The sequence below is a fragment of the Geodermatophilus arenarius genome, assembly GCF_042654585.1.
Lineage (GTDB): Bacteria > Actinomycetota > Actinomycetes > Mycobacteriales > Geodermatophilaceae > Geodermatophilus > Geodermatophilus arenarius.
Genome location: NZ_JBHSGR010000001.1, coordinates 349,463 through 369,183 on the forward strand (window position 1 = coordinate 349,463; position 19,721 = coordinate 369,183).

A 19,721-nucleotide genomic window follows, 5' to 3' on the forward strand; every position below is an offset into this window, starting at 1 on the left:
ACCGCCCTCCGTGATCACCTATGCGTACGCGTCCCAGCCCGGCGGGTGGCGGTGCGCCCACGGCCGGGCCTGCTCCAGCTGGGCGGCGAGGGCGATCAGCGTGACCTCGTCCGCGGGCCGCCCCACGAGCATCGTCCCGACCGGCAGGCCGTCGCCGGTCCAGTGCAGGGGAACGCTGACGGCCGGCTGGCCGGTGACGTTGTAGAGCGCGGTGAACGCGGCGTACCGCTTGTTGCGCTCGAAGTCCTCGGCGCCGTCGCCGTCGGCGTCGAACCAGCCCAGCGGCCGCGGCGTCATCGTCGTCACCGGGGCGACGAGGACGTCGAACCCGTCGGTGGCCTCGACGTAGCGGCGGGCGAACAACCGGAGGGCACCCAGGGCCTCCATCGCCGCCTGCGCCGACAGGGCCAGCCCGCGGGCGCGCAGCTCCCGGGTGAGCGGCCGCAGCTCCCCCACCCGGCCCGGCGGCACCGGCAGCGTGGTCCCCGACAGCGACCACACCCGCTCGAAGGCGCCGAGCACGTCCGGGCCCACCAGGCCGGGCGGGACGTCGACCACCTCGTGCCCGAGGTCGGTGAGCAGCGCGGTGGCGTCGTCGAGGGCCGCGGCCACCTCGGGCTGCAGCACCGTGCCGGGCATCGGGGACTCCAGCGCGCGGCCGATCCGCAGCCGCCCGGGCGGCCGGTCCGCGGCGGCGAGGAACGTCTCCCCCGGCGGCAGCGGCGGCGCCCAGGCGAAGTCGCCGGTGACCGGGCCCGCCATGGCGTCGAGCATCGCGGCGGCGTCGCGGACGGTGCGGGCCAGCGGCCCGTTGGTGCCCAGCCCGGTGACGTCGCTGCCCAGCGGCCCGTTGCTGATCCGCCCGCGGGTCGGCTTGATGCCGAACAGCCCGTTGATGCTGGCCGGGATGCGGATCGAGCCGCCGCCGTCGCTGCCCTGGGCGAAGGGCACCATGCCGGCGGCGACCGCCACCGCCGCGCCGCCGCTGGACCCGCCGGCCAGCCGGGTGGGGTCCCACGGGCAGCGGGCGGGGCCGGCGAGGTCGTTGTCGGTGTAGCAGGGGTAGCCGAACTCCGGGGTGTTGGTCTTGCCCAGGCTGATCGTCCCGGCGGCGGCGAGCTTGGTGACGACGGCGTCGTCGACCTGGGGCACGAAGTCGGCGAACACCGCGGAGCCGAAGGTGGTGCGCACGCCGGCGGTGTTGTTGAGGTCCTTGATCGCCGTCGGCACGCCGAGCAGGGGCGGCAGGTCGCCGCCGCGGAGCACCCGGGCCTCGGCCTCGGCCGCCGCGGCCAGCGCCCGCTCGGGCGTGACGGTGACGAAGGCGCCCAGTCCGGCGTCGAGGGCCTCGACGCGGGCGAGGGCCGCCTCCACCAGCTCGACGGGGCTGACCGTCCGGTCCCGGACGGCGGCCGCCTGCTCCAGCGCGGTGAGCTCGTGCACCTGCGTACCGGTCACGGGCGGCGACGGTAGCCCCGCCCGGTAGACACGTCGCCGTGTCCCTCTCCCGCGCGCACGCCGAGGCCCTCGACGACGTCGACCCGCTGGCCGGGTTCCGCGCCCGCTTCGCCGGCGTCGACGACGGCCTGCTCTACCTGGACGGCAACTCGCTGGGCCGGATGCCCGTCGACACCCCGGCGGCGCTGGCGCGGGTGGCCGAGCAGGAGTGGGGCCGCGGGCTGGTCGGGTCGTGGTCGTCGTGGATCGACGTCGGCACGCGGGTCGGCGACGTCATCGGCACCGGCGTCCTCGGTGCCCGGCCCGGCGAGGTGCTGCTCAGCGACTCGACCACCGTCGACCTCTACAAGCTGCTCGTCGCCGCGGCCGACGCCCGCCCGGGCCGGGACGTGCTGGTCTGCTGCGCCGACGACTTCTCCACCGACCGGTACGTCGTCGCCGGGGTCGCCGCCGCCCGCGGCATGACCGTGCGGGAGGTGCCCGCCGACGTCGACGAGGGCCTGGACCCGGCGGTGCTCGCGGCGGCGCTGGACGGGCGGGTCGCCGTCGTCGTGCTGTCCGCGGTCGCCTACCGCTCGGGCGCGCTGGCCGACGTCGCGGCGGTGACGGCGGCGGCCCGCGACGCCGGGGCGCTGGTCGTCTGGGACCTCTCGCACGCGGCGGGCGCGGTGGAGCTGGACCTGACCGCGAGCGGCGTCGACCTCGCCGTCGGGTGCACGTACAAGTACCTGGGCGGTGGGCCGGGCGCGCCGGCGTTCCTCTTCGTGCGGCGTGAGCTGCAGGAGACGCTGCGCCAGCCGATCTGGGGCTGGTTCGGCCAGCGCGACCAGTTCGCCATGGGACCGGCCTACGACCCGGTGCCCGGCGTCGGGCGGTTCGCCACCGGGACGCCGCCGGTGCTCGCCGCCGCGGCGGTCGAGGTGGGCGCGCGCCTGGTGGCCGAGGCCGGCACCGACCGGCTGGCGGCGAAGGGGCGGGCGCTGACCGGGCTGCTGGTCGACCTCGCCGACGCGCACCTGGTGCCGCACGGCGTGGCGCTGGCCAGCCCGCGCGACCCGGCGCGGCGCGGGTCGCACGTCACGCTCGCCCACCCGCACGCCTGGCAGCTGACCCGGGCCCTGGTCGACCGCGGGGTGGTGCCGGACTTCCGCACGCCCGACCGCGTGCGCCTGGGCCCCGCGCCGCTGTACACGCGGTTCGTCGACGTCTGGGACGCCGTCGACCGGTTCCGCGCCCTGCTCGAGGACGGCGGCTGGGCCGCCTACCCCGAGGAGCGCGCCCGCGTCACCTGAACGGAACACCGCTGTCGGAGACACCGCTCACCGCATCGAGGAGTGACGATGGTCGATGCACCGGCGCATGAGGCACTGCGCTATCTGATCCGTTCCTCCGGCAGCCCGGAGGTCAGCACCAACAACGTCCTCAAGGCACTACTGGACGCTCACCCCGAGATGCGCTGCGCCTTCCTCGCCTTCCTCGGATCGGTGACCGGCCTCTCGCTCGATGACTGCGTCGTGGAGCGAGAGGCGTACGAACAGGATCCGGTCACAGGCAAGAAGTCCTACCGGGACTTCCTCGTCACCTCGAAGGGGTCTCCCCGGTGCATCGTCGAGACCAAGGTGGACTCAGCGCTCACCTCGGAGGACCAAGCGCCGCGATACCTCGAGCAACTCGACGCCGATGGCTCTCTCGTCCTGGTCACGCGTGAACCGTTGGTCGACGCCTTGGCGGTACAGGTCCGCGAGCAGCTGGGTGTCCGTCTGAGCTCTTCCACCGGCAGCTACACGGGCCATGCCGACACTCGGACGGTCGTGGTGCTGTCCTGGTCCCAGTTGCTCAACGGGGTCCTCGACCGCTCCGGGCGGCCGTTCACGGAGTTGCTGGCCCTGGACGCCGCCCTCGTCGGGGTCAGTGACTTCGTTCCCTTCACGGCATCCGTGCAAGACGTGGCGACAGGTCGCATGGTGCAGCAGGTGGTCAGCATCGCCCGAGACCTCTGCGACAAGCTGAAGACCCGCCTGGACGAGGAAGAGGTCCGCTACGACTCGTTGACGCGCTCACGCGGTTGGGACACCGATCCGACGGTCACGATCACGGTGTTGCACCACCAGTTCTGGGTGGGTTACAGCCCTGACTACTGGGCGACAGTGCCCGGCGATCCACGTGACGACTCGGCGGGATTCGCTTCAGCCAGCTTCCCCAGTCCCGTCTGGGCGGGGCGGTTCTACACCAGACCCACTCGGGCCGATCGGGCCGTCGTGTCCGCCCGGCGAGAGCGACTGGATGCGCTGGGAGTCACGAGACCTCTCGGGATACCGCTGGGAGCACCTCGCGACGCCGTCGTGGAGTCGCTCCTCGAGCAGGCTGTGGCTCACGTGCGAGTCATCAGCGAGGCGCTGCACGAAGACCCGTCGGTGATGGGCGTGCCGACCTCCGCGGTGTCGGAGGGCGTCGAAGCACCCGAGAGCGACCCTCCGTCCGAGTGACGATCCGGAGTCGACTCAGTCGGCGTCGGGCGGGACGCCGATCGGGTTGCGGTCGGGGAAGAGACCGGCGGCGACGACGGCGCGGCGCAGCGGCACGAGGAGCTCGGCGAGCCGGTCGCAGCGCGTGTCGCCGAGCGTCCGCCACGGGCCGAGCGCGAGGCGGTCGGTGTCGGCCTCGATCGCGGTGACCATCGCCAGGCCCTCCGCGGACAGCTCCACGTCGTCGGGCCCGCTGCCGTCGAGCCAGCCGCGCCGGGCGAGCTCGTCGGCGGCGGCCGCCCACGCGTCGTCGCCCCAGCCGCGGGCCTTCTGCAGCCACGCCCGGTCGACCCGGCCGGCGGCGGCCACCAGCACGTGCGCGCCGACGCCGGACACCTCCCGGCCGAGCAGCGCCGCGTTGTGCCCGTCGCCGCGGTGCTCCCGCAGCGTGGTGAGCGCCTGCCACAGCGCCAGGTGCGGCTCGTCCGGCTCGGCCACCGCCGCGTTCGCCGCCGCCAGCGGCCGGCCCGGCAGGTCGACCGCCTCGGCGGCGATGCGCGCCAGCTCCGCGGCCTCCGCGGCCTCGGCCGAGGACGCCCACTCGCCCAGCACCCGGCGCACGACGGCGTCGACGGCGGCCAGCCGGACGCGCAGCGCCTGCTCCGGCGTCACCGCCGACCAGACGCCGGGCACCCGGCGGGCGACGAACGACGGCGCGAAGTTGTAGAACGCCGCCGTGACCACCGCGGGCCCCACCGGCCCGAGCGGCGCGGCGCGCAGCGCGAAGTACGTGGCCCAGAAGCCGGACAGCCCGGCCTCCCCGGCCGCGGACCGCGCCTCGTCGGCGAAGTAGGTGACCGCGTGGTACGGCTCGCCCAGCGCCCACAGCCGCCGGGCGGTGCCCGCGGAGGTCACGGGGTCCTCCTCCGGCCGCTCGCCGGCCCCGTCCAGGGGCCCGGCCCGGGCCTGCGACGGACGGGGAGGACGGGGTCCTCCCTCATGCGGAGACGCTCTCCGGCATCCCCAGCCACTCCCGCCAGCGGGGGTCCACGGTGCGTGCACCGAGCAGCCGCCAGGCCGCGCCGCTCGGCGTCCGCGGCGGGTGTGGCAGCTTCCACCCCAGCTCGGCCAGCGACCGGTCGGCCTTGGTGTGGTTGCACTTCCGGCAGGCGGCCACCACGTTGTCCCACGTGTGCGTGCCGCCGCGGCTGCGCGGGACGACGTGGTCGATGCTCGTGGCCGACCCGCCGCAGTAGACGCAGGTCTGCCCGTCGCGGGTGAACACCGCCCGCCGGGACAGGGGCACCTGCGCGGGGTAGGGCACCCGCACGAAGCGGGTGAGCCGCACGACCACCGGGACGGCGAGGGCCACCCGCTCGGCGTGCACCACCTCCGCGGAGTCGTCCACCGGGACCGCCTTCTCGGCCAGGACCAGGACGATCGCGCGGCGGCTGGAGACCACGCACAGGGGTTCGTAGGTGGCGTTGAGCAGCAGCGTGGCCGACGCCGTGCCGGACGAGGGCACGGGCAGCCGGGGGACGGGGACGGGGTCGCGCCGCGGACCTGGGTGGCCCGCCGGCGACGACCCGGACGCGGAACGCGACACGGATCACCTCCGACGCCCCGGACCGCCGTACCGGGGCGGCCGCACAGGGCTGTGCCCATCCTGCCCTGACCTGCGCCTCCGGCGCGCGGGGAAACGATTCCGGAGGGTGCCGGGGCGCCGACGGGGGCGCCGTTACGGTGGTGCGGGTGCGCTACCCCGACGCCGAGAGACTCGACCTGGTCGAGGACCTGCACGGTCACCGCGTGGCCGACCCCTACCGCTGGCTCGAGGACCCCGACGACCCGCGGACGCAGGCGTGGACCGCCGCCCAGGACGCGCTCACCGCCGACGTCCTCGGCGCCCTCCCCCTGCGGGCCGACCTCGCCGCCCGGCTCGAGCGGCTGGTGCACGCCGGCGCCGTCGGCGTCCCGGTGCACCGCGGCGGCCGCGCCTTCTCCACCCGCCGCGACCCCGGCCAGGAGCACGCCGTCCTGCGGGTGCGCGAGGCCGACGGCAGCGTGCGCGTGCTGGTCGACCCGATGGCCGTCGACCCCTCCGGGACGACGACGCTCGACGCCTGGGCGCCGTCGTGGGAGGGCGACCGGCTGGCCTACCAGCTGTCCACCGGCGGCGACGAGGAGTCGCGGCTGTACGTCCTCGACGTCGCCACCGGCGAGCGGCTCGACGGCCCGGTCGACCGCTGCCGCTACTCCCCCGTCGCCTGGCTGCCCGGCGGCGAGGAGCTGTTCTACGTCCGCCGCCTCGCACCCGACCAGGTGCCCGCCGGCGAGGAGCAGTTCCACCGCCGGGTGTGGCGCCACCGGGTCGGCGCCGACCCCGGCGACGACGTCCTGGTGCACGGCGAGGGTCTGGACCCGACCAACTACTACGGCGTGCGCACCAGCCGCGACGGCCGCTGGCTGGTCGTCTCCGCGTCGGCCGGCACCGCCCCGCGCGACGACGTCTGGCTGGCCGACCTGACCAGCTCTGCACCCAGCACCCGCCCACCCCTGCAGGAGCTCCAGGTCGGCGTCGACGCGCAGACCGCCGCCTGGGTGGCCCGCGACGGCCGGCTGTGGCTGCTCAGCGACCGCGGCACCCCGCGCTGGCGGCTCGCCGTCGCCGACCCGGCCGACCCGGCCACCTGGGCGGTGGAGGCGTGGGCCGACGTCGTCCCGCAGGCCGAGGACGGCGTGCTGTCCGACGTCGCGCTCGTCGACGGTGCCGACGGCTCGCTGCAGGTGCTCGCCGTCCACTCGGTCGACGCCACCGACCGGCTCTCGGTCTGGGCCGGCGACGGCTCCGGCCGGCTGGCGGAGGTGACCGGCCTGGGCGTCGGCAGCGTCTCCGGCGTCAGCGCCCCGCCGGAGGGCGGCACCACCGCCTGGGTCGGCTACACCGACCACTCCACCCCGCCGTCGGTGCTGCGCTGGGACGCCGCCGAGCCGACGGCGCTCACCGAGGACGAACGCGCCCCGGTGGCCGGCGAGGTGCCGGAGGTGACCGTCGTGGAGACGCACGCCACCTCGCGCGACGGGACGCCGGTGCACCTGTTCGTGGTCTCGCGTACCGGCGAGCCGGACACCCCGCGGCCGACCGTCCTCTACGGCTACGGCGGGTTCAACGTCGCGCTCACCCCGTCCTACTCGGCGCAGGCGCTGGCCTGGGTGGCCGCGGGCGGGGTGTGGGCGGTGGCCAACCTGCGCGGCGGCTCCGAGCACGGCGAGGAGTGGCACCGCGCCGGCATGCGGGAGCGCAAGCAGAACGTCTTCGACGACTTCGCCGCGGCCGGCGAGCACCTGGTCGCCCAGGGGTGGACGACGCACGGGCAGCTCGCGGTGATGGGCGGATCCAACGGCGGCCTGCTCGTGGGCGCGACACTGACCCAGCGGCCGGACCTCGCCGCGGGCGTCGTCTGCAGCGCGCCGCTGCTGGACATGGTCCGGTACGAGCGCTTCGGCCTGGGCCGCACGTGGAACGACGAGTACGGCACCGCCGAGGACCCGGAGGAGCTCGGCTGGCTGCTCGGCTACTCGCCGTACCACGCCGTCCGCGAGGGCGCCGCCTACCCGGCGACGCTGTTCACGACCTTCGAGTCCGACACCCGCGTGGACCCGCTGCACGCCCGCAAGCTCGCCGCCGCGCTGCAGGCCGCCACCAGCGCCGACGCGCCGGTGCTGCTGCGGCGGGAGACGTCGGTCGGCCACGGCGCCCGGGCGGTCAGCCGCACCGTCGGCCTGGCCGCGGACCAGCTGGCCTTCCTCGCCGCCGCGACCGGCCTGTCCGGATGGCGCGCGGATCACTCCTGATCCGTCGCTCCGACCTGACACCATGGAGAGTGATGACTGCTCCACCCTCCGTAGTGACCGCCGCTGCTGACAGCGGGCTCGCCGGCTCCATGCCCGACTGCGTCTCCGACCCGACGACGCTGTGCGCCAAGGTCTACGAGCTGTCCGGCATCGACTGGCTGGCGAACAACGCCGAGGCGCTGATCGAGAAGCCGGCGAAGATCCTGCTCGTCGTGGTGATGGCCGCGGTCGTCCGGCTGCTGCTGCACCGGGCGATCCGGCGGCTGACCGACCGCACCGCCACCGGGTCGATGCCGACGATCCTGCGGCCGCTGCGCAACCGCGCGGCCGCCGGCGGCGGCGACCCGCTCGAGCAGGTGGCCGCCCGGCGCACCCAGCGCGCCGAGGCGATCGGGTCGGTGCTGCGCAGCTTCGCCTCGTTCGTCGTCATGGGCATCGCCGTCGTCCTCGTGCTCGGCGAGCTCGGCATCAACCTGGCGCCGATCGTGGCCAGCGCGGGCGTCGTCGGCGTCGCGCTCGGCTTCGGCGCGCAGAACCTGATCAAGGACTTCATCGCCGGGATCGGGATCATCCTCGAGGACCAGTACGGCGTCGGCGACGTCGTCGACCTCGGCGAGGCCAGCGGGACGGTCGAGGCGGTGGGCCTGCGGATCACCCGGCTGCGCGACGTCAACGGCGTCGTCTGGTACGCCCGCAACGGCGAGATCCTGCGCGTGGGCAACAAGAGCCAGGGCTACGCGCAGGTGGTCATCGACATGCCCGTCGCGCACGACACCGACCTCGAGCGCTGCCGCACCGTGATGCAGGAGGTCGCCGACGGGATGTACGCCGAGGACGAGTGGGCGGCGGTGCTGCTGGCCGAGCCCGAGTCCCTCGGCGTCGAGCAGATCCTCTCGGAGGGCGTCTTCATGCGGGTGCAGGTGCGCTCGACCAACGCCGACCAGTGGCGGGTCGGCCGCGAGCTGCGCATGCGGCTCAAGGAGCGGTTCGTCGCCGAGGGCATCAAGACCCCGCCCCCGCTGATCGGCGCGTCCTCCGGCGCCGCGGCCGCCGGCGCCCGATGAGCACCGGGGACGGTCGCCGCGCGACCTCCGAGGGGAGGGCCACCGACCGGGCGAGCTTCCGCGCGGTCTTCGCCGTCCGCGAGTTCCGGCCGCTGTTCGGCACCTACACGCTGTCGACCATCGGCGACGAGCTCGCGCGGGTGGCCCTGACCGTCCTCGTCTACCAGCGCACCGACTCGCCGCTGCTGTCGGCGTTCACCTTCGCGCTGGGCTTCCTGCCGTGGGCGCTCGGCGGCCCGGTGCTGGCGACCGTCGCCGACCGGTTCCCGCGGCACCGGGTGCTGATCACCAGCGACGTCGTCCGCGCGGTCCTGGTCGCCGGGATGGCGGTCCCCGGGACGCCGCTGCCGCTGCTGCTGGTCCTGCTGTTCCTCGTCGCGCTGTGCGCGCCGCCGTTCGAGTCGGCGCGCTCGGCGCTGATGGCCGACGTCCTGGAGGGCGAGCGCTACGCCGTCGCCACCTCGCTGACCAACGTCAGCCTGCAGGTGGCGCAGGTGGTCGGGTTCCTCGCCGCCGGCGGGCTGGTCACCGTGCTCGACCCCTCGGTGGTGCTGCTCGTCAACGCGGCCACCTTCGCCGTGTCCGCCGTGTGGCTGACCCTCGGGCTGCAGCGGCGGCCGGCGCCGACGGAGGAGCTCGCGGCGCCGTCGTCGGTGTGGCGAGAGGCCGGCGAGGGGCTGCGGCTGATCGGGGGCAGCCCGCGGCTGGTGGCGATCATCGCGCTGCTGTGGGTCGGCACGCTGTTCGCCAACGCCGCCGAGGGCATCGCCGCCCCGCTGACCGACGAGCTCGGCGAGCGCGCGGTCCAGGTGGGCGTGCTGCTGGCGGCCAACCCGCTCGGGGTCACCGTCGGCGGCCTGGTGGTCGCCCGCTTCCTCGGGACGGCGCGCAGCGACCGGCTGATGCCGGTGCTGGTGGGCCTGTCGCTGGCGCCGGTGCTGCTGGCCGGCCTGGTCGCCGTGACCGCGGGCCCGGGCCGGGGCGCGTTCGCCGTCGTCGTCGGGCTGATGTTCGTCGCCGGGCTCGGCGCCTCCTGGACCATCCCGCTCAACGTCGCCTTCGTGCAAGCGGTGCCGCCGGCCTACCGGGGCCGGGCCTTCGGCGTCGCGGTCAGCGGGCTCTACGGCATCCAGGGCGTCGGTGCGCTGGCCGCGGGGCTCGCCGCCGAGGGGCTGTCGCCCAGCGCCGTCGTCGCGCTGACCGGCGGGATCGGGTTGGTCGCGGTCGTGCCGCCGCTGCTCGCCTACGGCCGCACCCGGACCCTCGTGGCGGGGGACCGCCCGGCTGCGGGACCATCGGTGTCATGAGCGAGGCGACCCGGTCCCTGCCGTCGGCGCGGACCTTCTACGAGGAGGTCGGCGGAGAGCCGACCTTCCGGCGGCTCGTCGCCCGCTTCTACGCCGGCGTCAAGGCCGACCCGGTGCTCGCGCCGCTCTACCCCCAGGACGACTGGGAGGGTGCCGAGACCCGCCTGCGGCGCTTCCTCGAGCAGTACTGGGGCGGCCCCACCACCTACTCGCAGGAGCGCGGGCACCCGCGCCTGCGGATGCGGCACGCCCCGTTCGCCATCGGCCCGGCCGAGCGCGACGCGTGGCTGCGGCACATGCGGGACGCCGTCGACACCCTCGACCTCACCGAGGAGCAGGACGCCACCCTGTGGGGCTACCTGCAGATGGCCGCCCGCAGCATGCAGAACCGCTGAAGGACCCCCTCGCCCCCCACCGCTCGCACGCTCGCGGCGGGCCCCTGCGAGGGGGCCGTCCTCGATCACTAGGAGCCCGGTGAGTTCCCTCACCCCTGCCCGCCCGTTCCGCCGCACCGACGCCGACTGGTGGCGCGACGCGGTCTTCTACCAGGTCTACATCCGCAGCTTCGCCGACGGCAGCGGCGACGGCGTCGGCGACCTCGCCGGCATCCGCGCCCGGCTGCCGCACCTGGTCGACCTCGGCGTCGACGCGCTGTGGATCACGCCCTTCTACCCCTCGCCGATGGCCGACCACGGCTACGACGTCGCCGACCCGCGCGACGTCGAGCCGGTGTTCGGCGACCTCGCCGAGTTCGACGCGCTGCTGGCCGAGGCGCACGCGGCCGGCATCCGGGTGACGGTCGACCTGGTGCCCAACCACACCTCCGACCGGCACGAGTGGTTCCAGGCGGCCCTGGCCGCCGGCCCCGGCTCGCCCGAGCGGGCGCGCTACCTGTTCCGGGACGGCCGCGGGCCCGACGGCGCCGAGCCGCCGAACAACTGGCCGTCGGTCTTCGGCGGGCCGGCGTGGTCGCGGGTGCCCGACGGCCAGTGGTACCTGCACATCTTCGCGCCCGAGCAGCCCGACCTGGACTTCACCAACCCCGAGGTGCTCGCCGACCTCGAGGAGACCATGCGGTTCTGGCTCGACCGCGGCGTCGACGGCTTCCGCATCGACGTCGCCCACGGCATGGCCAAGCCCGACGGCCTGCCCGACATGGAGCCCATGGAGGACACCGGGCTGCTCGACGACCACGGCCCGGGCGACCACCGGTTCGACAACGACGGGGTGCACGAGGTGCACCGGCGCATCCGCGCCGTCCTCGACGAGTACCCCTGCACCATGGCCGTCGGCGAGGTGTGGGTCTCCGACGACGACCGCCTGGCCGACTACCTGCGCGCCGACGAGCTGCAGCTGGCCTTCAACTTCAAGCTGCTCACCGCCGACTGGGACGCCGACGACCTCCGCGACGCCGTCGTCCACTCGCTGGAGTCGGTGGCCCACGTCCCGGCGCCGGCCTGCTGGGTGCTGTCCAACCACGACCGGCCCCGGCACGTGACCCGCTACGGCGGCGGCGGGCTGGGCACCCGGCGGGCGCGCGCCGCGGCGCTGCTGCAGCTCGCGCTGCCCGGCGCGGCCTACGTCTACAACGGCGACGAGCTCGGCATGCCCGACGTCGACCTGCCCGACGAGGTGCTGCAGGACCCGATCTGGGAGCGGTCCGGGCACACCGAGCGCGGCCGCGACGCCTGCCGCGTCCCGGTGCCGTGGTCGGGCACCGAGCCCTCCTACGGCTTCTCGGCGCAGCGGGACACCTGGCTGCCGATGCCCGGGGGCTGGGGGCCGCTGACCGCCGAGGCGCAGGCCGCGGACCCGTCGTCGGTGCTGTCGCTGTACCGGGCCGCGCTGGCGCTGCGGGCGTCGTCGCCGGCCTTCACCGGCGAGTCGCTGGAGTGGCTGCCCGCGCCCGAGGGGTGCCTCGCGTTCCGCCGTCCCGGCGGGCTGGTGTGCCTGGTGAACCTCTCCGCGCAGGCCGTGCCGCTGCCCGAGGGCCGGGTCCTGCTGGCCAGCGCCGACGTGGCCGGCGGCGCCCTGCCGACCGACTCGGCGGTCTGGCTGCAGGCGTGAGCGGGGCGGGCGCCGCGCCCTCCGCTCCGGGAGGCGCCGCGCCCGCACGCGGGTAGCATCGGATCCGGAACTGAGCGTCACGGGGGGACGCTGACGCCGCGGTCGACCGACCCCGTGTCGGCGGCCCTGTGCCGGGGGAGGCGCGCCCACCGATGACGTTGCTGCAGGTCCAGGGCCTGACGAAGTCCTTCGGGGCCCGCCGCGTCCTGCGGGACGTCTCCTTCACCATCGACGAGGGCGAGATCGTCGGGCTCGTCGGCACCAACGGGGCCGGCAAGTCCACCCTCGGCGACGTCATCGCCGGCATCACCCCCGCCGACGCCGGCTCCATGACGCTGCAGGGCCACCCCTACGCGCCGCTGTCGGCGTTTGACGCCCGCCACCTCGGCGTCGGCGTCGTCGAGCAGCTGGTCCACATCGACCCGGCGCTCACCGTCGCGCAGGCGGTCCTCCGCGGCACGACCCAGGCCGGGCTGCCGCCGCGGGAGCTGCGCCGGCAGGCGCAGGTGCTGCTCGCCGAGGTCGCCCTCGACGTCGACCCGGACACCCCCGTCGGGGACCTGCCGCACTTCGTGCACGGCCTCGTCGAGACCGCCCGCGTGCTCGCCGAGGACACCCGGCTGGTGGTGCTCGACGAGGTGTCGGCGCCGCTGCTGCCCTCGGAGGTGGGCCGCCTGCACGCCGTCGCCGGCCGGCTGAGCCGGCAGGGCCGCGGCGTCCTCTACATCAGCCACCGGCTGCCCGAGATGCTCGAGGTGGTCGACCGGGTGCTCGTCCTGCGCGACGGGCGGATCGCCCTCGACGCGCCGGCCGACCGGCTGGACCCGGTGCGGCTGGCCGCGGAGACCGTCGGCGAGCCGGTGACGCCGCCGGAGCCCCGGGTGGCCTCGGCGCCCGAGCCCGCGGCGGCCGGGCCCACGGCGGCCGAGGAGGCCCCCGTGCGCCTCTCGCCGCGGCTGGTGCCCTCCGACGAGGTGGTGCTGCGGGTCCGCAACCTGCGGGTGCCGGGCGCGGTCGAGGGCGTCGACCTGCTGCTGCGCCGCGGCGAGGTGATCGGCCTGACCGGGCACCGGTCCTCCGGCGTCCGCGAGATCGCCGACGCGCTGTCCGGGGAGCTGCCGGCGGTCACCGACGAGCTGCAGCTGTTCGGCGAGGAGCGCTCGCTCGGGTCCTCCGCGGACGGCCCGGCGCTGGAGCTGCCGGTGTACCGCCCGGACGAGGACGCCTACGGCGTGGACCCCGGCGAGACGATCGCCCGGACGATGACCCAGGAGGCCTGGGGCTCACTGTCGGACCTGCGCACGGAGATCGCCCGGCTGCGCGGGGTCATCCGCACCGTGCACCAGATGGACGTGAAGACGCTGAGCATCCGCACGGTGTTCGGCGCGCTGTCCGGCGGCGACCAGCACAAGCTCGCGCTCGCCCGGTGGATGTCGGAGTGCGCGCGCGACGTCGTCGTCCTCCACGAGCCCACCCGCGGCCTGGACGTGCGGGCCCGGCGGCAGGTCCGCCGGCTGCTGGACGAGGCGACCGCGCACGGGACCTCGGTCGTCGTCGTGTCGGTGGACCCCGACGAGCTGGCCGAGTGCTGCGACCGGGTCGGCATCGTCGCCGGCGGCCGCGTCGCCCGGTGGATCGACACCGGCGAGCTCGCCGTCGACGCGGTGCGCGACCGCATCGTCGAGGCCGCCACGGCGGCCGCCTGACGACCGGGCTCGGCCACCGGGCCGCCGCGTCGGCACCCTCCCCGGCCCCCGTCCGGGTCGGGTGCCGACGCCGCCGGCTCAGACGCTGACGGTCGCCGCGACCGCGCGCAGCTTGTGCCGCGCCAGCGCCAGGTTGGCGGTGACGCGGTTGAGCACGAGGTAGATGAACAGGCCGGCGTTGCCCTGCCCCTTGAGCACGTTGATCAGGTGGTACTGGCTCTGCAGCGTGATGAGGATGTCCTCGACCTCGTCCTTGAGCTCGAGGTCGTTGATCGTGCGCAGCTTGGCGCGCACGACGTTGGAGTTGCCGGCGGCCGCGACGTTGAGGTCGAAGCCGGGCGTGCCGCCGGACGCGAGGGCCATGCCGCTGTCGATGTCGACGATCGCGGCGCCGCTGGCGCCCTCGATCGCGAGCAGGTCCGCGATGACGGTGTCGAGTGAGGCCATGGGAAGGGCTCCTGTCGTCTCGAGAGGGGGACGCAGCGACGGGCTGCGCACCGGGCCGGGAGGCGGCCCGGGTCGACCGGACGGGCCGGGCGTCTGGGGAGGCACGGCGTCCTGCGGCGGCTCGGCCGCCGGGGCGTCGTGTGCCGCACCCGGCGGGGCCGGGAGCGGCGTGGGCCGGGGCGCCGGCAGGGTGACCGGCTCCTCGACGGCGGCGGGCGGGGGCTCGGGCGGGGGCTCGGGCGGGGGCTGCGGCGGAGGTGCCGCCGCGGCGGGCCGGGCGGCGCCGGCGCGCCCGGGCCACGGGTCCCGGTGCGGCTCCCGGGTGGACTCGGCGGTGGGGTCCCGCGGTTCGTGACGTCCCCGCGACCACAGTGACGCCCACCACCCGGTTGCCATGCAGATTCCGCCTGTTCCTCGCCTCCGCCGAAGGCCTCAGCGACCCCAGAAAACACGTCGCGCGCGGCCCGGGCAAACCGGCGGACGTATCTGCAGGTGAGCGCCCGGACACCGACGGCGACGGGCCCGGCGGGGTCCCGGGACGCCCGCCGGGCCGGTCCCGCGCGCCCCTCGGGTACCTTCCGCGGGGACCGCGCGGGCCCGTCCCGCTGCCTGTGGAGGAGACGCCGTGAAGACCCGGGACCTGGCCTACGTCGCCCTCTTCGCCGCGATCATCGCCGCGCTGGGGACCCTGCCGGCGATCAACGTGGGGCCGGTGCCGATCACCGCGCAGACCCTCGGCGTCATGCTGGCCGGCAGCGTCCTGGGTGCCCGCCGCGGCTTCCTCGCCGTCCTGCTGTTCCTGGTCCTGGTGGCGGTCGGGCTGCCGCTGCTGGCCAGCGGCGCCGGCGGCCTGGCGCCCTTCGCCGGCGCCACGGCCGGGTACCTCTACAGCTGGCCGCTCGCCGCGTTCGTCGTCGGCTGGCTGACCGAGCGGGTCTGGGACCGCTACAACGTCGGCTGGGGCCTGGTGGCCAACGTCGTCGGCGGGATCGTCGTGGTCTACGCCGTGGGCGTCCCGGTGCTCAAGGCCGTGGCCGGGCTCGACTGGGGCACCGCGCTGTGGACCGGCGCCGCCGTCTTCATCCCCGGCGACCTGTTCAAGGCCTTCGTCGCCGCGGCCGTCGCCGACGTCGTCCGGCGCAGCTACCCCGTCATCGACCGTCCCCGCCGGGCGGCCGGCACCCGGTGAGGCTCCGCCGTCCCGGTCCGGCGCCCGCCGCGGACGAGCTCGCGGAGCCGGGGCGCGGCATCGAGCTGCGCGGCGTCGGGCACCGGTACGGCGAGCGGGTGGTGCTCGAGGACCTCGACCTCACCCTGACCGAGCCGCGGGTCGGCGTCGTCGGTGCCAACGGCTCGGGCAAGAGCACCTTCGCCCGCCTGCTCAACGGCCTGGTCGTGCCCACCGAGGGGCGGGTGCTGGTCGACGGGCTGGACACGCGCACCCAGGTGCGCGCCGTGCGGCGCCGCGTCGGGTTCGTCTTCCAGGACCCCGACGCGCAGATCGTGCACCCCACGGTCGCCGAGGACGTCGCCTACGGGCTGGAGAACCAGGGTGTCCCGCCGGACGAGCGGGCCACCCGTGTCGCCGAGGTGCTGGCCCGCTACGGCCTGGCCGGGCACGCCGACCACCCCGCACACCTGCTGTCGGGTGGGCAGAAGCAGCTGCTGGCCATCGCCGGCGTGCTGGTCATGCGCCCCGCCCGCATCGTGTTCGACGAGCCGACGACGCTCCTGGACCTGGTCAACGCCCGGCGGGTGGCCGAGCTGATCGCCGGGCTGGAGCAGCAGGTGGTCGTCGTCACCCACCAACTGGACCTGCTCGACGGCTTCGACCGGGTGCTGGTCGTCGACCGCGGCCGGGTTGTGGAGGACGCCGCCCCCGGCCCGGCCGTGGCCGCCTACCGCGCGCTGATGGCCGGCCGGTGACCCTCGCGCTGTACGTCCCGCGGGACGGCGTCGTCCACCGGCTGCCGGCCGGGGCGAAGCTGCTCGCCCTCGCCGTCCTCGCCGTCGCGCTGTTCTGGCTGCCGACGCTGACCGCGGCCGGTGTGGCCCTGGCGGGCGTGCTGGCCGTCGGGCTGCTGGTGGCCCGGCTGCCGGTCGCGGTGCTGGCGCGGCAGGCGCGGGCGGTGCTGTGGTGGGTGCTGGCGCTGCTGGTCGTGCACGCGCTGACCACCGACCTGCGCACCGGCGCGCACGTCGGGCTGCGCCTGCTCACGCTGGTGCTGGCCGCGGCCGTGGTGACGGCGACGACGCGGGTGAGCGCGATGGTGGCGGTGGTCGAGCGGCTGGCCGCCCCGCTGCGGCTGGTCGGGGTGCGGCCGGCACGGGTCGGGCTGGTGGTCACCATGGCGCTGCGGTTCATCCCGGTGCTCGTCGAGCGGGCGGACCGCATCCGGGAGGCGCAGGCGGCCCGCGGCGGCTCCCCGCACGGCCTGCGCGGGCTGCGGACGACCGTCGCCCCGCTGCTGGTGCAGGTCCTGCAGATGGCCCACGACGTGAGCGAGGCGCTCGACGCCCGCGGCGCCGACGACGCCCCGCCCCCGCGCCGCCGCCGGCGCTCCCCCGCCCCGGAGGTCCCGCGATGACCGTCCTCGAGATCTGGACGACCCCGGCCGCCGCCGCGCCCATGCGGCGGGTCCCCGCCGGGCGGCTGCTGGCCGGGCGCGGGCTGGAGGGTGACCGCTACGCCCTCGGCGGCGGCACGTGGGCGCGCTACCCGGACCTGGAGAAGCAGCTCACGCTGATCGACGCCGACGACGTCGCGGCGGTCGCGGACGAGGTCGGCGTGCCGCTGACGCCCGGGGACACCCGCCGCAACCTGGTCACCACGGGGGTCGACCTGCCCTCGCTGGTGGGCCGGTGGTTCGCCGTCGGCGACGCGCTGCTGTTCGGGGTGAAGCGCTGCCCGCCGTGCGCGCACCTCGAGCGGCTCACCGGCGCCCGTCTGGTGAAGGCGATGGTGCACCGCGGCGGGATCAACGCGGCGGTGTTCGCGGGGGCGGGGATCGCCGAGGGCGCCGTCGTCCGGCCGGTGCCGGAGGAGGAGGCCGCCCGCCGCGGGGCGCCGACGGGGGCGGACCGGCCGGTGCCGCGGATCGTGGCCGGCTGAGGGCTCAGACCAGCCGGTAGAAGCGGAAGACCTCGTCCCGGACGTCGAGCACCTCGACGTCGGTGAAGCCCGCCTCGCGCGCGTACCGGCGCAGCGTGGCCGGCCGCATGACGGTCCCGGTCGCGGCCGAGGGCCGGGTCGAGAGCCCGTCGGGCAGGCAGCACACCAGGCTGTAGCCGTACATCAGCCGCTCGACGTCGTCGCCGGGGGCGGTGAACTCCTCGGCCACCCGCTCGTCCACGACGAGGACCGCGCCGCCGTCCCCGGCCAGCCGCCGCATGGCCGCGAGCACCGCCACGGGGTCGGCCAGGTCATGCACGCACTCGAAGGCCGTGACGACGTCGTAGGTGCCCGACACCGTCGCGGCGTCGGTGACGGCGAACCGGACCCGGTCGGCGACCCCGGCCTCGGCCGCGTTGCGGCGGGCCGCCTCCACCGACGGCGCGTCGACGTCGAAGCCGTCGACGGTCGCCGCGGGGTAGGCCAGCGCGATGCCGATCGAGGACCAGCCGTACCCGCAGCCGACGTCGGCGACCCGGCCGCCGCGCCGCAGCGCCGCGTCGACGTCGGGGATCGACGGGAGGTGCTCGCGCCCCAGCGGGCCGAGGAACAGCGGCCGGTTCGCGGCGGCCTGCGCCTCCCGGACGTCGGCGCCCTGCTGCGCCCAGGAGATGCCGCCGCCGGTGCGGTGCACCTCGGCCAGTGCGTCGGCCTGCCGGCCGGCCGCGACGGCGAAGCGGACCAGCGGGAGGAGGTGGTCGCCGCTGAGGACGTCGAGGAGAGGGGCGCGGTGGCCGGGCGGCAGGGTGAAGCGGCGGGCCCGCGCGTCGCCGGGGCGGTCGGGGTCGTCGGCGGCGGTGAGGATCCCGGTGACGGCCTGCTGCTCCAGCCACTCGCGCACGTAGCGCTCCGCCGTCCCGGTGCGCTCGGCCACCTCGGCGGAGGTGAGCGCGTCGCCGTCGGCGAGGGCCCGGTAGTAGCCGAGCCGGTCGCCGATCACGATCGCCTGGGCGTCGAGGCAGGCCAGCACGGTGTCGAACAGGCGCCCGGCGAGGGCCTCGGTGGCCGTGTCGGTGGCCGTGTCCTCGACGGCGGGTGCGCGGGTGTCGGTGGTCATCGCGGACCGGCTCCTCTCGGGTGGGCCCGGCCGGTCGGCCGACCGCGCCGGCGGTCGCGATCCTGCCGTGGCCGGGTGCCCGTCGTCCGCCCGCGGACCGTCCCGACGGCGCGGAACCCGGCGCGCCCGCGGTCCGTCGTCTGTGTGTGGACACCCTCCGCACGCTGCTGAACCTGGTCTGGCTGGTCCTGCACGGCTGGCTGCTCGCCCTGGCCTACGCGCTCGCCGGCGTCGTGGCCTGCCTGCTGGTGGTGACCATCCCGTTCGGCATCGCCGCGTTCCGGCTCGCCGGGTTCGTGGTGTGGCCCTTCGGCCGGACGACGGTGCGGGCGCCGGGCGCCGGCGTCGCCTCGGCGATCGGGAACCTGGTGTGGTTCCTCGTCGCCGGGTGGTGGCTGGCGCTGCTGCACGTGCTCGCCGGGATCGCCTTCTGCGTGACGGTCGTCGGGATCCCGTTCGGGATCGCGTCGTTCAAGCTGGCCGCCGTCGGGCTGTTCCCGCTGGGCAAGCGGGTGGTGGAGACCGCTCCCCCGCGCGACTGGGTGCACGCCGGCAGCGGCGTGGTGCAGGGCGCGCCGGCCGCCCGCTGGTGACCCCCGGGCTCAGGCCTCCGGCTCGTCGGCCCAGCGGGCGAGGAAGTCCTTCTCGTCCGGGGTGAGCCGGCGCGGCCGGTCGATGGAGAAGTCGAAGGGCACCAGCAGCGTGCTGCCGGTGACGGCGAGCCGCTCGTGGTCGAAGACCTCGTAGTGGCAGGTGAAGGCGGCCGCCCGGACGCCCGACACCCAGATCTGCACGTCCAGCGGCCGGGCGGAGTAGACGACCGGCCGCTTGTAGGCGATCTCGTGGGCGGCGACGACGGTGCCGCGGCGCAGCCCGGTGCGCTCCTCCAGCGACGCCCGCTCGAAGAACAGCGCGACCCGCGCCATCTCGAAGTACTGCAGGTGGACGACGTTGTTGACGTGGCCGTAGGCGTCCATGTCCGACCAGCGCATCGGGACCTGCACCGTGAACCGCACGGTCCGACACCCTGCCGCACGCCTCCCGTGCCCGTCGACCGCGGCTCCCGACGCCGTGTGCGCGCACCGCGCCCCGGACCGCCGCCTGCCCGCGTCGTGTGCACACT

The 19,721-nt window shown here is 75.8% G+C and carries 19 protein-coding genes; 13 read left to right on the plus strand and 6 right to left on the minus strand.

Annotated elements, in window-relative coordinates:
• Positions 1–18 precede the first annotated feature (18 nt).
• Entirely contained in the window at positions 19–1,458 is a 1,440-nt protein-coding gene (locus ACFO3M_RS01650; protein ID WP_387985499.1) for an amidase, read from the minus strand.
• 38 nt (positions 1,459–1,496) lie between these two features.
• Between ACFO3M_RS01650 and ACFO3M_RS01655 the strand changes: the two genes are divergently transcribed.
• On the plus strand, positions 1,497–2,750 hold the full coding sequence (locus ACFO3M_RS01655) for a kynureninase (protein WP_387985502.1): 1,254 nt from the start codon (positions 1,497–1,499) through the stop codon (positions 2,748–2,750).
• A gap of 48 nt (positions 2,751–2,798) precedes the next feature.
• Positions 2,799–3,944: a hypothetical protein gene (locus ACFO3M_RS01660; RefSeq protein WP_387985504.1), complete on the plus strand. Its 1,146-nt coding sequence runs from the start codon at positions 2,799–2,801 to the stop codon at positions 3,942–3,944.
• Positions 3,945–3,959: 15 nt separating this feature from the next.
• Here the strand turns inward: ACFO3M_RS01660 and ACFO3M_RS01665 are convergent, their stop codons facing one another.
• The gene (locus ACFO3M_RS01665) at positions 3,960–4,838 is read right to left on the minus strand and encodes an SCO6745 family protein (RefSeq protein WP_387985506.1); all 879 of its coding nucleotides are present in this window, start codon (positions 4,836–4,838) and stop codon (positions 3,960–3,962) included.
• Between the two features lie 82 nt (positions 4,839–4,920).
• Entirely contained in the window at positions 4,921–5,448 is a 528-nt protein-coding gene (locus ACFO3M_RS01670) for an HNH endonuclease (protein WP_387985509.1), read from the minus strand.
• Between the two features lie 227 nt (positions 5,449–5,675).
• Between ACFO3M_RS01670 and ACFO3M_RS01675 the strand changes: the two genes are divergently transcribed.
• The 6 genes from ACFO3M_RS01675 to ACFO3M_RS01700 all read left to right on the plus strand — a co-directional run bounded on the left by ACFO3M_RS01675 (position 5,676) and on the right by ACFO3M_RS01700 (position 13,922).
• Positions 5,676–7,778: a prolyl oligopeptidase family serine peptidase gene (locus ACFO3M_RS01675; RefSeq protein WP_387985512.1), complete on the plus strand. Its 2,103-nt coding sequence runs from the start codon at positions 5,676–5,678 to the stop codon at positions 7,776–7,778.
• Between the two features lie 53 nt (positions 7,779–7,831).
• A complete protein-coding gene (locus ACFO3M_RS01680; RefSeq protein ID WP_387985515.1) occupies positions 7,832–8,842 on the plus strand; it encodes a mechanosensitive ion channel family protein in 1,011 nt (336 codons plus the stop codon).
• Entirely contained in the window at positions 8,839–10,149 is a 1,311-nt protein-coding gene (locus ACFO3M_RS01685) for an MFS transporter (RefSeq protein ID WP_387985517.1), read from the plus strand. The genes ACFO3M_RS01680 and ACFO3M_RS01685 overlap by 4 nt, the downstream gene beginning before the upstream one ends.
• Entirely contained in the window at positions 10,146–10,544 is a 399-nt protein-coding gene (locus tag ACFO3M_RS01690; RefSeq protein ID WP_387985520.1) for a globin, read from the plus strand. The genes ACFO3M_RS01685 and ACFO3M_RS01690 overlap by 4 nt, the downstream gene beginning before the upstream one ends.
• Positions 10,545–10,623: 79 nt before the next feature.
• The gene (locus tag ACFO3M_RS01695) at positions 10,624–12,216 is read left to right on the plus strand and encodes a glycoside hydrolase family 13 protein (protein WP_387985523.1); all 1,593 of its coding nucleotides are present in this window, start codon (positions 10,624–10,626) and stop codon (positions 12,214–12,216) included.
• A gap of 152 nt (positions 12,217–12,368) precedes the next feature.
• A complete protein-coding gene (locus ACFO3M_RS01700; protein WP_387985525.1) occupies positions 12,369–13,922 on the plus strand; it encodes an ATP-binding cassette domain-containing protein in 1,554 nt (517 codons plus the stop codon).
• A 78-nt stretch (positions 13,923–14,000) separates the two neighbouring features.
• Here the strand turns inward: ACFO3M_RS01700 and ACFO3M_RS01705 are convergent, their stop codons facing one another.
• Positions 14,001–14,369: a hypothetical protein gene (locus tag ACFO3M_RS01705; protein WP_387985528.1), complete on the minus strand. Its 369-nt coding sequence runs from the start codon at positions 14,367–14,369 to the stop codon at positions 14,001–14,003.
• Between the two features lie 625 nt (positions 14,370–14,994).
• On the opposite strand from ACFO3M_RS01705, the gene ACFO3M_RS01710 reads away from it, so the two are divergent.
• The 4 genes from ACFO3M_RS01710 to ACFO3M_RS01725 are packed head-to-tail and all read left to right on the plus strand — an operon-like array spanning position 14,995 to position 17,481.
• Positions 14,995–15,558: a biotin transporter BioY gene (locus ACFO3M_RS01710; RefSeq protein ID WP_387985531.1), complete on the plus strand. Its 564-nt coding sequence runs from the start codon at positions 14,995–14,997 to the stop codon at positions 15,556–15,558.
• Positions 15,555–16,295: an energy-coupling factor ABC transporter ATP-binding protein gene (locus ACFO3M_RS01715; RefSeq protein ID WP_387985534.1), complete on the plus strand. Its 741-nt coding sequence runs from the start codon at positions 15,555–15,557 to the stop codon at positions 16,293–16,295. The genes ACFO3M_RS01710 and ACFO3M_RS01715 overlap by 4 nt, the downstream gene beginning before the upstream one ends.
• Positions 16,292–16,957 (plus strand): energy-coupling factor transporter transmembrane component T family protein, encoded by a 666-nt coding sequence (locus ACFO3M_RS01720; protein WP_387985536.1) that lies wholly within the window; start codon positions 16,292–16,294, stop codon positions 16,955–16,957. Before ACFO3M_RS01715 ends, ACFO3M_RS01720 begins: the two co-directional genes overlap by 4 nt.
• Positions 16,954–17,481: an MOSC domain-containing protein gene (locus ACFO3M_RS01725; protein WP_387985539.1), complete on the plus strand. Its 528-nt coding sequence runs from the start codon at positions 16,954–16,956 to the stop codon at positions 17,479–17,481. The genes ACFO3M_RS01720 and ACFO3M_RS01725 overlap by 4 nt, the downstream gene beginning before the upstream one ends.
• A gap of 4 nt (positions 17,482–17,485) precedes the next feature.
• Here ACFO3M_RS01725 and ACFO3M_RS01730 read toward each other — a convergent pair whose 3' ends face one another.
• Entirely contained in the window at positions 17,486–18,598 is a 1,113-nt protein-coding gene (locus ACFO3M_RS01730) for a class I SAM-dependent methyltransferase (RefSeq protein WP_387985542.1), read from the minus strand.
• Positions 18,599–18,744: 146 nt separating this feature from the next.
• Here ACFO3M_RS01730 and ACFO3M_RS01735 point away from each other — a divergent pair, with 146 nt between their 5' ends.
• On the plus strand, positions 18,745–19,191 hold the full coding sequence (locus ACFO3M_RS01735; RefSeq protein ID WP_387985545.1) for a YccF domain-containing protein: 447 nt from the start codon (positions 18,745–18,747) through the stop codon (positions 19,189–19,191).
• A gap of 9 nt (positions 19,192–19,200) precedes the next feature.
• Here the strand turns inward: ACFO3M_RS01735 and ACFO3M_RS01740 are convergent, their stop codons facing one another.
• Positions 19,201–19,614, minus strand: a complete 414-nt coding sequence (locus tag ACFO3M_RS01740; RefSeq protein WP_387985547.1) for an acyl-CoA thioesterase — start codon at positions 19,612–19,614, stop codon at positions 19,201–19,203.
• Positions 19,615–19,721: the final 107 nt, after the last annotated feature.

What these genes read in the sequence shown, in the direction of transcription:
- ACFO3M_RS01660 (WP_387985504.1), top strand. Translation starts at nt 2,799, where the DNA reads ATGGTCGATGCACCGGCGCATGAGGCACTGCGCTATCTGATCCGTTCC.
- ACFO3M_RS01685 (WP_387985517.1), top strand. Translation starts at nt 8,839, where the DNA reads ATGAGCACCGGGGACGGTCGCCGCGCGACCTCCGAGGGGAGGGCCACC.
- ACFO3M_RS01690 (WP_387985520.1), top strand. Translation starts at nt 10,146, where the DNA reads ATGAGCGAGGCGACCCGGTCCCTGCCGTCGGCGCGGACCTTCTACGAG.
- ACFO3M_RS01700 (WP_387985525.1), top strand. Translation starts at nt 12,369, where the DNA reads ATGACGTTGCTGCAGGTCCAGGGCCTGACGAAGTCCTTCGGGGCCCGC.
- ACFO3M_RS01705 (WP_387985528.1), bottom strand. Translation starts at nt 14,369, where the DNA reads ATGGCCTCACTCGACACCGTCATCGCGGACCTGCTCGCGATCGAGGGC.
- ACFO3M_RS01725 (WP_387985539.1), top strand. Translation starts at nt 16,954, where the DNA reads ATGACCGTCCTCGAGATCTGGACGACCCCGGCCGCCGCCGCGCCCATG.
- ACFO3M_RS01730 (WP_387985542.1), bottom strand. Translation starts at nt 18,598, where the DNA reads ATGACCACCGACACCCGCGCACCCGCCGTCGAGGACACGGCCACCGAC.